The organism is Lactonifactor sp. BIOML-A5, from assembly GCF_009677585.1.
Classification (GTDB): domain Bacteria; phylum Bacillota; class Clostridia; order Lachnospirales; family Lachnospiraceae; genus Lactonifactor.
On sequence record NZ_WKYV01000001.1, the window covers coordinates 283,454 to 296,654 of the forward strand.

12 protein-coding genes are annotated in these 13,201 nt (G+C 43.4%); 1 reads left to right on the plus strand and 11 read right to left on the minus strand.

The genetic code is table 11. The features are described 5' to 3' along the window. From GKG41_RS01220 to rfbB, 9 genes are all read right to left on the minus strand, one after another. Entirely contained in the window at window positions 1-1,251 is a 1,251-nt protein-coding gene (locus tag GKG41_RS01220) for a glycosyltransferase (protein WP_154256441.1), read from the minus strand. 35 nt (window positions 1,252-1,286) lie between these two features. Continuing rightward, a complete protein-coding gene (locus GKG41_RS01225) occupies window positions 1,287-2,258 on the minus strand; it encodes a glycosyltransferase family 2 protein (protein ID WP_154256443.1) in 972 nt (323 codons plus the stop codon). Window positions 2,259-2,270: 12 nt separating this feature from the next. After that, window positions 2,271-3,509: a hypothetical protein gene (locus GKG41_RS01230; RefSeq protein ID WP_154256445.1), complete on the minus strand. Its 1,239-nt coding sequence runs from the start codon at window positions 3,507-3,509 to the stop codon at window positions 2,271-2,273. Continuing rightward, on the minus strand, window positions 3,502-4,437 hold the full coding sequence (locus tag GKG41_RS01235; protein ID WP_072853654.1) for a class I SAM-dependent methyltransferase: 936 nt from the start codon (window positions 4,435-4,437) through the stop codon (window positions 3,502-3,504). Before GKG41_RS01235 ends, GKG41_RS01230 begins: the two co-directional genes overlap by 8 nt. A 17-nt stretch (window positions 4,438-4,454) precedes the next feature. After that, window positions 4,455-5,729 (minus strand): ABC transporter ATP-binding protein, encoded by a 1,275-nt coding sequence (locus GKG41_RS01240; RefSeq protein WP_072853656.1) that lies wholly within the window; start codon window positions 5,727-5,729, stop codon window positions 4,455-4,457. A gap of 8 nt (window positions 5,730-5,737) precedes the next feature. Next, a complete protein-coding gene (locus tag GKG41_RS01245; RefSeq protein WP_072853658.1) occupies window positions 5,738-6,529 on the minus strand; it encodes an ABC transporter permease in 792 nt (263 codons plus the stop codon). A 16-nt stretch (window positions 6,530-6,545) separates the two neighbouring features. Then, window positions 6,546-7,097: a dTDP-4-dehydrorhamnose 3,5-epimerase gene (gene rfbC / locus GKG41_RS01250; protein ID WP_154256447.1), complete on the minus strand. Its 552-nt coding sequence runs from the start codon at window positions 7,095-7,097 to the stop codon at window positions 6,546-6,548. 68 nt (window positions 7,098-7,165) lie between these two features. Continuing rightward, complete coding sequence (gene rfbA, locus GKG41_RS01255) at window positions 7,166-8,035, minus strand: glucose-1-phosphate thymidylyltransferase RfbA (RefSeq protein ID WP_072853662.1); 870 nt, start codon at window positions 8,033-8,035, stop codon at window positions 7,166-7,168. 85 nt (window positions 8,036-8,120) lie between these two features. Beyond that, window positions 8,121-9,197 (minus strand): dTDP-glucose 4,6-dehydratase, encoded by a 1,077-nt coding sequence (gene rfbB, locus GKG41_RS01260; RefSeq protein ID WP_154256449.1) that lies wholly within the window; start codon window positions 9,195-9,197, stop codon window positions 8,121-8,123. Between the two features lie 175 nt (window positions 9,198-9,372). Between rfbB and GKG41_RS01265 the strand changes: the two genes are divergently transcribed. Continuing rightward, window positions 9,373-10,263: an MBL fold metallo-hydrolase gene (locus GKG41_RS01265; RefSeq protein ID WP_072853665.1), complete on the plus strand. Its 891-nt coding sequence runs from the start codon at window positions 9,373-9,375 to the stop codon at window positions 10,261-10,263. Window positions 10,264-10,397: 134 nt separating this feature from the next. Here the strand turns inward: GKG41_RS01265 and GKG41_RS01270 are convergent, their stop codons facing one another. Together GKG41_RS01270 and GKG41_RS01275 are read right to left on the minus strand one after the other, a co-directional pair. Beyond that, window positions 10,398-11,729, minus strand: coding sequence for a M18 family aminopeptidase (locus GKG41_RS01270; protein ID WP_139249500.1), 1,332 nt, complete (start codon window positions 11,727-11,729; stop codon window positions 10,398-10,400). A gap of 27 nt (window positions 11,730-11,756) precedes the next feature. Next, window positions 11,757-13,160: an amino acid permease gene (locus GKG41_RS01275; RefSeq protein WP_072853669.1), complete on the minus strand. Its 1,404-nt coding sequence runs from the start codon at window positions 13,158-13,160 to the stop codon at window positions 11,757-11,759. Window positions 13,161-13,201: the final 41 nt, after the last annotated feature.

The following is a 13,201-nucleotide window of genomic DNA, read 5'->3' on the forward strand; positions in this document are numbered from 1 at the left end:
CTATTTCCCGCTTTCCATCAGTTTTGCTTCATCCTCCCGGATCCAGTTTTTCAGCATATCACGGACTTTCTCTGCTTCCTTCAGCCAGGAGGTATCCTTTACATAGGCAAGCCCCTTTTTCCTGTACTTCTCCATCTCATCCTCGTGGGTGAGATAATATTCCAGGGTATCCGCAATTTCATTGGGATCGTAGTCAACCAAAACAGCATTTTCCTCCGTTACCATCCAGGAGCTGTTGGCTCCCTTTGAGCATACGGCAACAGAATTGCAGGCCATAACTTCAAGGGGAACCAGAGAGAGATTTGTATTGGATATTACAAGGCATAAGTCACTTTGGGCATAGCACTCTGCCAATCCATTCATATCCAGAATCCCCTTATTCTGATGTTTAAAGGGAATGTTGTAATTGCTGATATCCCACCCCGCAAAGATCACTTCTACCTCTGGCATTCGTCTGCAAAGCTCGTCCAGTGCCAGTAGGCCCAATTCAAAGTCCCGGCGGGGCGTCACAGGCCGTGCATAGAAAAACACTCTCTGCACACTGTCTGTCCGTTCTCTGGGATAATAAAACTTCTTTTCATAGGAAAAGTGAAAGCTTCCGGTCTCCATCTGATATTCCTCTCTCAGCTTGTCCCTCAGCCAGTCCCCTGCCGTGATTCCCCGGAATCCCATCTTATAAGTATTCTCCGCAAATTCATATTCGGATCCATGGGCATAAAAATATGGTTCAAAGTCCTGGACAAAATAGAATTTAGAGATTGTATTATTAAAATTCCTGACAAAATAAGCGGTGCTCCATGATGTCGCAATGGTCGCATGTGCATATTCCGCCAGAGATACATCGTAATAGGTTTCTACCCGCTCATCCAGAATAGGGAAATACTTTCGCAGGAATTCTTTCAGACTCTCATTGTCTTTAAAATTGGGAGATTTGTGCAGATAAATCCTGCTGTGAAATCCCATATTTTCAAGATTAGAAACAAACCGAAATATAGTAGTATGTCCCCCGGATCCAACCCCCATCTCCGGGATCACCCAGTTTAAAAGGTATGTTTCCTCCATCTTGTGTGACTCGTACGCTTCCTTTGAAAAGGGGATCTCCGTGCGGTCCATAATATACCGGTAGAATTCAATGGTCTCAATCTTAGGAGGTTCCATCTCTTCCTCATTAATCTTGTCAATGATCCCCCGGATCCCTTTGCGTTTTAAAAAGCTGCAGGCTCTTTTTGTAAATCTGACTACTCTTCCCATTTTTTACCTCTCTTTATTCTCATACTCAAACTCCCTTACGCATGTATCTGTTTATACTGCTGCGAAATCAGCCGGTCTATCCTCTGCTGCTTTTTCGGCGACCAGTCTGCATAACGCCCTGCCAGATATCCTCCAAAATATCTGCAGTGATTTTTCCTAATGGAATAAATCAGCCATTTTACTTTCTCTTTCCTGGGCAGTGTAATTGACTTAAGATAATGGTAATCTCCCCGTATATGATTCCATGTATATCGGGGAAGGTGATACCACTTCTCTACCAGTTTATATCTGTGCAGTTCATACAGCCCTTTATACTCATCATAATATCTGGAAAAATACGTCCCTATAGGATAGTTATGGGAATGGTATACCGGTGCAAACGGACAATACACCTTTTTATAACCCAACTCAATCATTTTAATTGCCCAGAGCTGATCCTCGGCAAAATTCACATCTTCATAGGGATACTTTTCAAAGATATCTCTCCTGACACAGGAATTGTTATCTGAAAAAAACGCTAATTTGTGTCGGTAGGCCTCCTCCTCTTTATACCGTTTTGGATCCTCCAGAAAGTATATGGTATTGTCAAGCCCGAATCCCTTAAAATGTCCGTCCAGATCTCTTTTTTCAAAAATATTACAGTCCTCGTACGGATAGTGAATCCCAAAGCCCCCTACAATATCCGAATCCAGCTTCATAGCGTCGATAAAATTCTGAAGCCAGGTTTCCGCAGCCGGGAGAGCATCCTGCGTAAGAAAAATAATATAGGTTCCCGTTCCCTTGAAGGCACCGTAATTTCTTGTTTTTCCATGACCGAACTCAGAGGGAGGAATCTGGTACAGCTTACAGTCATATTTCCTTATGATGTCCAGCGTGTTATCCTTAGAGCCGGAATCCACACATATAACCTCATAGGTATATTGGGTTTTTTGTGAAAATACTGCCGCCAGTACCTTGTCCAGCAGTTCTCCTCCGTTTTTCGTGGGGATTACAATAGTTACATCCATAATAGCCTCCAATTACTTTTCTCTCATATCCTTATATTTTCTGTATGCCTTCCAGACCTTGGTATTCTCCATCTTTTTGATTTTATCCTGCAAATGACGGATATTTAGCACCAGTTCCGACATTCTCTTAGCATCCTCCGCAGTTTTGAAGATTATACGGTATTTCACTCCCACTTCATCATAGTCCTCATTCTCAATAATCATAAAAGGTTTGTCCAGGAAATAGATGCAGTTTTCTCTGACCAGGGCACCGTTATGCTGTTCCAGGGAAATTGGAGTCCAGTCCTCCCCGGTCCGGGCAGCCACCTCTGTGAGTTCCAGGATACAGCTTTTCTCCTCCGGGTACAAGAACAGCCTCTGAATGCCCGTATTCTGAAGCGGAATGTTGAGTGAAATCTCCTTGTCCTTGGTCCTGTAATTGAACAGTTCCTTCGCTTCCCCGGGCGTCTCCTTCTCTGCTGTCAGACGTACTCTGGTGAATACATTCTGAGTATCCAGTTCCCGCAGCATATAGCACTGACGATCCATTCGCCGATACAGTTCCCCCAGGACTGTGTATTCCCCTGTGATATAACGCTGGAGTGAAATCTCCATTTCCAGATACAGCCTTCGTTCTTCCTCTGAAATATGCACGGTATCATAAACTTTATCTATCATCTCCCGGGGCAGCTTGCTGATCTCCACACTGTGGAACAGTGCACGGAACAAAATGAAAGAGAAAGGTACAGGAAAATCAAAAACCCATTCATAGTCAATCATGTAATATTGGTTTCTAAAAATTAGGTTCGTGGGAATGATATCTACATTAGAGACAGCACCGGCTCTCATCCCCTCCGGCAGCCGAACCTCTCCAAATATAGCATCAAAAGAATCTGTCCTCACAAACTCTCCGGCATGCCTGACACCAGAGACAATTCTTTCCAGAAGCTTTATCTCCTCCAGAAGCCCTTCCCAATCCTGTTGATTGATACACTTTTCCAGACGTTCCTCCATGCTTTCTCCCTCAATGTACGAGAATTCTGCAGTGCCTTCCTCAACCAGACTGCATGGACAGATAATAACTTCTTTATTATCCTTATATTCTTCCAGGAGGATCCTGCAGGAAGCCTCCAGCTTCTGAATATGTCCCACGGCCTTTGGAGATGCAGCCTTTTTCAGCAGCCTTCTTGGATTCCCCTCCATAACCTGAGTCATAATCTGATATTCTTCTCTGCGCTCTTTGGAAAATTTAGCAAATACTACTTTACGCATCCTGTTCCCCCCTTTTTTGGGCGGTCACCAAAAAGGAATTGGAAAATTCCGGAAACAGACCAGCCTTTATGATTGAATCAAACGCTCTTGTCTCATCAAACAGCACAATACGATCCGTATCAAAATTTCTCTGGTTATTCACCAGCTCTCCATCCTTGGGAAGATACGAATCTGAGTAGATGGTGGTAGGAAGTTTGTAGTCGGGATACGGGTAATAAAATTGAACCTCATGAAATCCATTGCCCTCTAAGAGTTCTGAAAGCTCCTTCTTGCTGAAGGTTTTCACTCCGCTAGTGTTGGGATATCCTTCCAGCCCCTCGAAGGGCCGTCCCACGTGATCTTCCGGACAGCCTGCAAAATACTTCAGCCCAAGCTTATTCTCAATTGCTATAATGACTGTGCCTTCTGCCTTCAGGAGGCCTCTAATCTTCGTAAGGAAATCGTCATAGGGACTGCAGGTGCCCATGTAGCTTTCTGCATACTCAAACACACCGATAAGGGTTACATAATCAAATTTCTCCTCTGTATGTGCGGAGACCTCATTAAAATTCCCCACCATAATCTCCAGGTTCCCTGCATTTTGGTTCCGGTAAGCGTTGATCATACTTCTTCTGTTAGACAGATCATTGGCGACTACTTTCTTCACTGCTCTTGTAAGCGCCCCGGTGATCGCCCCGCAGCCTGCGCCCACTTCAAATACCGCAGCCTCAGGTTCAAAAGGATACCACTCAATAATATTTTGCCTTTGCTTAGACAAATGGTACAGAATCGGCCATGATTTCTCCTTCATGATGATCTCAGGAAATTCTTCTTCCCTGTGGCTCTTAACAATCTTAAGAAGCTGCTCCTCCACCTCACCGTCACTATAGAGGTCTTCCCCTCCATAGTAATCCAGGTTCATCTTTACTTTTCCTATTTTCTCACCCATTTTGTATCCATCCTGTTTTATTTTTCATAGGTAACGCTGGAATTCATGTCATAGTAGCCAATGGTATTTTTGGCAGAGAATACCTCCAAAAAGCAGGCATCATACAAACGATTATACACAACAAGGCTGTCCAGCTCATATCCTGTGCACCCGAAGGAGATCAGATACTGTCCTCCCTGAAGGTCAATTCTCTGTTCAAATACCGCTGTAGCCGTAGTTCCTTTTTTGCCTGTTGACAGGTTATTATCCTCTAATGCAGTATTTGTCCCGGTAATCTCTGTCCCCTTCCTGTCCTTTATGGTAATGGCAAAGATAGGATTTTGAACAGTATCGTGGAAAAACACTTTCATTTTAATCTTGCATCTGCTTCCTTTGTCTATGGTGGATGTGATCATCCCTTTTTCATCAACAATGGCAAAGTCTACAATTTCTGCTTTTTTCTCCCCATAGTCTATCACCTGAGGATTGGTGACCAGCTTTTCCTTCCAGATTTCCTCGGGCTTATTCTCAGCGGCGCTTACTTCCTGTGAAGGCTCCACAGGCCCGTTCTCATCGTACTGGTTCGCCAAAATTTTTTTATAAATATCGATAACCTCCGATGATTTGCCCACAGCAATCTGTTTGCCGTGGTGAATCAGAAGACTTCTGTCACAGTATTTCAGAACACTGTTTAGATCATGGGACACAAACACAATTGTTTTGCCTTTTTCTTTAAACTCATTGAATTTTCGGTAACATTTCGCCTGGAAGAAGATATCCCCCACACTCAACGCCTCATCCACAATCAAAATATCTGGCTCTACATTAATAGCCACAGCGAAGGCCAGACGGGCAAACATACCGCTGGAATAAGTTTTCACCGGCTGCTGAATAAAATCTCCAATTTCTGCAAAGTCTATGATGTCGTCTATCTTCTTATCCATATCCGCCTCTGAGAAGCCCATCATCGTTCCGTTCAGATAGATGTTTTCAATTCCGGTGTATTCCATGTTGAATCCGGCTCCCAGCTCCAGCAAGGCACTGATTTTTCCATTTACGGTCACACTCCCCTCCGTAGGATTGAGAACACCTGTGACAATCTTCAGAAGGGTAGATTTACCAGAACCATTGGTACCGATGATTCCCACACATTCTCCCTCATGAACCGTCAATGAAATATCCTCCAGAGCAAAGTGATCCCTGTGATAGTTTTTGTGGGTAAAAGACAGGGACTCTCTCAACCGATCCGTAGGTTTGTCAAAGAGCTTATATACTTTTCTAACATTCTTTATTTCTACTGCAATATTTTTCATGTTTCCTCCTATAAGACATCTGAGAAGTGAACCCTCAGCTTTTTAAAGGTTTTGAATCCCAGAATCCCGAACAAAATGGTTACTACCCAGAAATAAATTCCCATAGTCCCATGGTGCCAGAACCAGATTCCATTCATATAGGAGTCACGGTATCCCTGCACAATATAATACACAGGGTTCAGCTTCAAAAAAAACTGTATCTTAGTTGGGATTAAAGATATATCATACATAATAGGGCAAAGCCACATCCCAATCTGCAGTGCAATGCTTACCATTTGATAAAAATCTCTGAAAAATGGCACGATGGCACAGGTAAAAAAGCTCAGACCGATGGCCAGGCACAGCGTACAGAACATATAATAAACAATCTGGACAAACTGTATCGGCGGTATCTTCCCCATAATGACAAACAGCAGCACGCCAAAGCAAATAAAAAAGATATGCACAAATATTGCAGATAACACTTTAACAATAGGCAGGATACTGATTTTAAACACTACTTTTTTCACAAGATAACTATATTCCAACAGACAGTTCGTAGCACTTAACAGCGCCTCTGAGAAGAAAAACCAGGGGATAATGCCTGATACCAGCTGCAGTACATACGGATATCCTGTATCTGTCGGCTGCGCCTTAAACCCTACCTGGAATACAAAGACATAGATTAATACGGTAACAATTGGCTGAACAAAAGCCCAGAAGATTCCAAAATATGAACCGGAGTATTTGGTTTTGAAATCATTTTTTGCAAGTTTCCATATGAGTTTCCTGTTCGCCAACAGTTCTCTAAACATGTTCATGTAATTTTCTCCTTACCTATTTCTCAAAATCCTGTAATCCGCCCCATGTTTGGTCCTTTTCAGAAATAGTTAATTCCATTCCCTCCGGAATCGGCCACGCAATCCCTATTTGGGGATCGTTCCAGATAATCCCCCCTTCATCGTTGGGATGATAAAAATCTGTACATTTGTAAGCGAACTCTGCAACCTCAGAGAGCACCAGAAAGCCATGGGCAAAGTCTTTCGGAATAAAAAACTGCTTTTTATTCTCTGCCGAGAGGAGTTCCCCATGCCACTTTCCGAATGTGGGAGAACCCTTCCGCAAATCCACAGCCACATCGTATACCTCACCTCTGACTACCCGGACAATCTTATCCTGTGGATAATGAATCTGAAAGTGAAGCCCCCTAAGAACCCCCTTTTTGGAACAGGACTGATTATCCTGTACAAAGGGCATATCAATGCCGGCTTCTTTGAAATCATTATAGTTATAGGTTTCCATAAAATAACCGCGTTCATCCCCGAAAACCGCAGGTTCGATCACTCTCAGTCCCTCAATTTCACAGGTTGTTACTTTTATTTTTCCCATCTTTCGTTAACCTCGTTTTATCAATTATTGTCAAACCAAACTACCCTGTGTTTCTTCCCGAAATAACGCTACAGGCCTTCCGCCACTTCCATCAGATACTGACCATATGCAGTCTTTAAAAGCGGCTGCGCCAGATGAATCAGCTGCTCCCGGTTAATAAACCCGCGTTTATAGGCAATTTCCTCTATACAGGAGATGTAGAGCCCCTGACGTTTCTGAAACGCCGAAACAAAATCCGCGGCATCCAAAAGAGAGTCATGATTCCCTGTATCCAGCCATGCAAATCCCCTTCCCAGAGTCTCTACCTGCAGGGTACCTCTCCTCAGATATTCATTGTTAACACTGGTAATTTCGATCTCGCCCCTGGCTGAAGGCTTCACATTTTTCGCAATCTCAACTACATCGTTATCATAAAAATAGAGTCCTGGAACTGCATAGTTGGACTTTGGATGCTCCGGCTTTTCCTCAATAGAAAGAGCCCTGCCGCTTTCATCAAATTCTACAACCCCATATTCCCGGGGGTCTCTGACATAATAGCCGAAGATGGTTGCCCCCTTTTCACGCCCCGCAGCCTGCTGAAGCACTTTGGAAAAACTCTGGCCGTAAAAAATGTTATCCCCCAGAACCAGTGCCACATTGTCTGATCCGATAAATTTCTCCCCTACAAGAAAGGCGTCTGCAAGTCCTCTGGGAGACTCCTGAACTGCGTATGACATATGCAGCCCCAGCTGTTCTCCCGTCCCAAACAGCTCTTCGAATACCGGAAGATCTCTTGGTGTGGAGATTATCAGAATCTCCCGGATACCGGCCAGCATTAGCGTGGACAGGGGATAGTAAATCATGGGTTTATCATAAACAGGCATAATCTGCTTAGAGATTGCTTTTGTTAAAGGATACAGCCTGGTACCGGAACCTCCGGCTAATATAATACCTTTCACTTTATAAATACCTCCTGTAATCTTGTTTTTAAACACAACAATTGACCCGTCAGAAGATGCCGTGACGAGCCAACTGCCCTGTTATTTATTGATACATTTCCTCATAATACTTCTGGTAGTCCCCGCTGGTAACACGTTTCATCCAGTCTTCATGTTCAAAGAACCACTGAATCGTCAGACGTATTCCGTCCTCGAACTTAGTCTCAGGATACCAGCCAATCTCTTCCTTTATCTTATCCGGTGCGATGGCATACCTTCTGTCATGGCCCTTCCGGTCTTCCACATAGGTTATCAGTTCTTTGCTCACCAGCTTCTTCCTGGGATCTCCCTCCGGCAGCATATCCTGGAGCGTATCCAGAATAATATGAATAATTTCAATGTTCTGCTTTTCGTTGTGTCCCCCGATATTATATGTCTCAAAAAGCCTCCCCTTTTCCTGCACCATGTCTATTCCTTTCGCATGGTCCTCTACATAAAGCCAGTCACGGACATTTTTTCCGTCCCCGTAGACCGGCAGTTTTTTGCCGTGAAGAGCATTATTGATGATAAGAGGAATCAGCTTTTCCGGGAACTGGTAGGGCCCGTAGTTATTGCTGCAGTTTGTGATATTAGCCGGAAATTTATAGGTATCCATATAAGATTTCACCAGCATGTCTGAGGATGCTTTACTTGCAGAGTATGGGCTGTGCGGATCGTAGGGCGTTGTCTCATAGAAAAACTCATCCTCATTCTCCAGTGAACCGTATACCTCGTCAGTGGATACATGCAGAAAACGCTTATCCTCTTTATATGAACCATCGGGAAGTTCCCAGGCGGCCTTGGCAGCGTTGAGCATTACCAATGTCCCCAGCACGTTTGTTTTTACAAAGATATCCGGATTTTTAATACTTCTGTCCACATGGCTTTCCGCCGCGAAATGAACCACCCTGTCAACATCATTCTCCTCAAAAATTCTGTTGATCGCCTCACTGTCACAGATGTCTGCTTTTATAAATGTATAATTATCCCTGTCTTCAACATCCTTTAAGTTCTCCAGGTTGCCGGCATATGTCAGCTTGTCTACATTTATAATTCGGATCGCATCATCATATTTTTTTAACATATAATGGATATAGTTAGAACCGATAAAGCCTGCTCCCCCAGTAACTACATATGTTTTCATTGGTTTAATTTCCTCCGTAAATTCTCGTTTAAAATTGCACACTGCTTATTATTATAGCATTTACCGTGCTATGTTTCAAGATTTTATATTTTATGCAGATAGTACCTTTGATTATCTTTTTCTGGCCATTTTACAAAACATGTATTAAAATATTACTGAAAGGAAGGTACTACAAATGAAGAAAAAGTATATTGGATTCATAATCTGTCTTATACTTATATGTGCTGTTATGTTCGCCAGTTACAGAAGATTTCAATCTTCTCACACAACTTGGACCATCACACAATATGGAGACAATGACGGAAAAAACCAAATGTTTTATACCATCGAGTCTTCTGCAGGAGGACTTGTAGTAGTTGACGGCGGATGGACTGATAATGAAGAAAATGTAAGAGAGGCAATTGCAGAAAAAGGAAATTCCGTTGATGCCTGGATTCTTACCCACCCTCATCCAGATCATATAGGCGCCTTTAACCAAGTCTACGCCAACCCACAGGGAATTACTATTAAAGAAATCTATACGATTGCTCTGGATTACCAAGCGTATGAAAAAAAGGCCCAGGAATGGGATGATATTAACACCTATAAAACCTTCTTGGATTTGACGAAAGGAACTGACAGCCTGAAATATCTTCATACCGGTGACAGCTTTTCTTTGCTTGGTCTAACTGTAAATGTATTCAGCGCATACGATGACCATGTAGATCAGGTAACCAATGATCTGTGCAACGATGGATCACTCATGTTCAAGATCAATGGAAAAGAGGAAAGCATGCTTTTCTGTTCCGATGTGGGCGCTGTTATGAGTGACGAAATTATCGCAGCGTATGGTTCTCAGCTCAAAACAGATTACATACAGATGGGACACCATGGAAACGGAGGATTAAGCGAAGAGTTTTATAAGCTCACCCAGCCGAAAGCAGCTTTCTTTGATGCCCCAGACTGGCTTATGAATAATACCAATGGCGGCACATATAATACACCTGAAAAACGGGATCTTATGGCAAATATGTCAGCTGAAATTTATTATTATGCAACCGCACCCAATACGATATATCTAAAGTAAACAATAAAATCTGATGGAGACATTTAGAAATATCGATAATTTATAATTTTCTGGTACCTGCGTTCTCGATCGCTTTAACAGTCAGATGGCAGGGATTACTCAACAGGCATCCCTGTCATCTTCTGTGTTATTCTCTACCTCCTAATGCAAAATCTCCCAGCCCCTTGCTGAACAATACTTAGGCCAAAAAACTCTCTGGCCACCTTAACTAAATAGAATGCATCCTTCACTCCTCCAGTCTCATACGGAGAGTGCATTGCCAATTGAGCCAAACCAATATCTACAGTGTTCATAGCAGTTTGATTGTTTGCTATATTTCCAAGGGTTGAGCCTCCTGCGATATCGGAGCGGTTAGTAAATACCTGACAGGGGACATCTATCTCTTTGCAGAGTGTCTTGAATACGGCAGTTGCCACCCCATCTGTGGTATATTTTTGGTTTGCATTATACTTGAGTACAATTCCTCCGTTTAAATACGGCCGATTAACAGGATCCGCTTTATCTCCATGATTTGGATGCACTCCGTGAGCATTGTCTGCAGAGAGCATAAAACTTGACGCTAGAGCCATATAGTATTGTTCTTCACTTCTGCCCAGACTCCTATTAATTCGCATCAGTGTGTCCTTTAAAAAGGTAGACGCCGCACCCTGCTTTGTCCCGCTTCCTACTTCCTCATTGTCCAGTACACAGTGTACCGGAACACTCTCCCCATCTTCCGCAGTCAGAAACCCCCGGAAGGACGAAAATGCACATTCCAGATCGTCCAGCCTCCCGCTTGAGATATACTCCTCCCCGGCGCCCCAGAAAGTGCCCTTCACTCTGTTGTACAAAAAGAGATCGTGTCCCAGTATATCCTCTTCGCTAACTTCTGCGGCATCTGCAATTATCTTCATCAGACTCCCATTTGCAGTCTCATCCCCCAGTACAGGAAGCATATCTGTCTGTGGATTATACTTGTATCCGTCGTTTACTTCTCTGTTCATATGAATTGCAAGATTGGGGATCATCACCAGATCCCTTTCTACATTTACTAATCTGGTTGCAATCTCTCCCCCTTCATTCACCAAAATCCGTCCCGCAATGGACAGAGGACGGTCAAACCAGGGAGCACAGAGCATCCCGCCGTATTTTTCTACATTCAGCTTCGTATAGTGTTTTTCCGCCTCCATCTCCGGATTCTCTTTGATTTTAAAAGTAGGGGAATCGCTGTGGCTTGCCATAATCTGGTACCCTATATAGTTTCTGCGGGGAATTCTGAAGGCAATCAGGGAGGATTCATTTCTAGCCACATAATACTTCCCCCCCTCCTTCAGTTCCCAGGACTCACTCTCCAAAAGTTCCTCATACCCTTCTGTATGCAAAACCTCTTTCATATTTTTTACTACGTGAAAACATGTGGGACTCTTCCCTATAAACTCCAGGAGTTCCTCCGCAGTTCTGCGGTACTCACAATTTTTTTCTGTCATTTCTATCCTCTCCTTTTCCATCAAAAATTATAACCGCTCCCTTTTCGCCAGATACGGCATAACAAAGCCCAGACCCACCAAAAGGAAGGGGGTAACAATATTTAATACCAGTTGAAAGGAATCCTCTGAATAGATCCCTCCCACGCAGGCCGCGGCAGTAAATAAAAAGCACCATCCGCCCAGCAGAATTCCCAACGTCTTACTTTTTACAAAGCGGTACTCAGCGGGAAAATCCTCCTGCGACTTTTTCAGGGCAATGTATCCCACAAATACCCAAAGGTACCTAAGGGGCATACAGACAGAGTTAACCTTTATCAGCCAGCGAATCAGTACATCCACGCTGCCAATCCCCAGTGCAGGCACAATAATTAAAACTGCCACAATAATCATAACCAATTTATGTCCATTTGTATATGCCCCATTTGCATTTTGAACAAACATTTTTTTAGGAATAAACTCGTCGTCCGCACTTCCTAAAAGCATTCTTAAGGGGGCATCAATGGATAACACCATAACGGAGAATTGACCGATTAGATTTGTAAGCGCATAAAAAATCACAAAAAAGTTCCCTGCATGGTAATAACCTCCAAGCTTCTGAAATGCATAATACGCGCCGTTGGTCATCAGATCATCCGGGATATGGCGGGAATCAAACATCATTCCCATAGCAATGGTTCCTAGAATTGCACAGACTGCCACCATAACAGCCAAAGCTATCATACCTTTGGAAAAATCTCTGGAGGGATCCTTCATTTTGTTTACATAAGGGGAAATTTTCTCGCATCCCCCAACCGCAAATACTAATATGGACAATCCCGTAAAAAATTTCATATCAAATGCAGGAAGAAATGTGTCCCAATCCCAGTGTATATTCACAAGCGACGCATCTGTAATAAGGGGGGCTGCCATCATAAGCAGTATATACAGCAGAGACATTACAAACATGGCAGTTCCGGCAAGGGTTGCCAGTGTCTTCAAAATTCGTATCCCTTTTGAGGCAATATACATGGCAAATAAAAAAACACCAAGGCAGATGCCCTGGAGGACTAATGTATTCATCTGACTTGCCCGGTTGTCCTGAAACAGTGCCCAGCTTCCTGCAATCAGGGCGGCACTGGGTTTTTGAGAAATATAAGGCATATGGACAATCCAGTACGTCCATCCGGCATAATATGCCATTTTAGGACCAATAGTCTCCCATATCCAGGAGCTTACCCCTCCGCTGGAGAATTTAAAGGCAGAACCCAGCTCTCCAACCATCAGTGCATAGGGGATAAAATAAATAATGAAGATCAGCAGCCATGAGACGATTGCCTTCAGGCCTCCGTATTCCGCGAAGCCGTTGATCACATTGCCGAAGCTCCAGACTGTGGAGAAGGCCATGAAGGCAAGGCTGTGCCACAGAATCTTTTTTGAAGTTTTCTGTTTCATAATGGGATATTCCTCCTGTAGTTGCCCGATTCAAAATAAGA

Coding starts and splice junctions, on each gene's coding strand:
- GKG41_RS01220 (WP_154256441.1), bottom strand. CDS start 1,251: ATGGGAAGAGTAGTCAGATTTACAAAAAGAGCCTGCAGCTTTTTAAAA.
- GKG41_RS01225 (WP_154256443.1), bottom strand. CDS start 2,258: ATGGATGTAACTATTGTAATCCCCACGAAAAACGGAGGAGAACTGCTG.
- GKG41_RS01230 (WP_154256445.1), bottom strand. CDS start 3,509: ATGCGTAAAGTAGTATTTGCTAAATTTTCCAAAGAGCGCAGAGAAGAA.
- GKG41_RS01235 (WP_072853654.1), bottom strand. CDS start 4,437: ATGGGTGAGAAAATAGGAAAAGTAAAGATGAACCTGGATTACTATGGA.
- GKG41_RS01240 (WP_072853656.1), bottom strand. CDS start 5,729: ATGAAAAATATTGCAGTAGAAATAAAGAATGTTAGAAAAGTATATAAG.
- GKG41_RS01245 (WP_072853658.1), bottom strand. CDS start 6,529: ATGAACATGTTTAGAGAACTGTTGGCGAACAGGAAACTCATATGGAAA.
- rfbC (WP_154256447.1), bottom strand. CDS start 7,097: ATGGGAAAAATAAAAGTAACAACCTGTGAAATTGAGGGACTGAGAGTG.
- rfbB (WP_154256449.1), bottom strand. CDS start 9,197: ATGAAAACATATGTAGTTACTGGGGGAGCAGGCTTTATCGGTTCTAAC.
- GKG41_RS01265 (WP_072853665.1), top strand. CDS start 9,373: ATGAAGAAAAAGTATATTGGATTCATAATCTGTCTTATACTTATATGT.
- GKG41_RS01270 (WP_139249500.1), bottom strand. CDS start 11,729: ATGACAGAAAAAAATTGTGAGTACCGCAGAACTGCGGAGGAACTCCTG.
- GKG41_RS01275 (WP_072853669.1), bottom strand. CDS start 13,160: ATGAAACAGAAAACTTCAAAAAAGATTCTGTGGCACAGCCTTGCCTTC.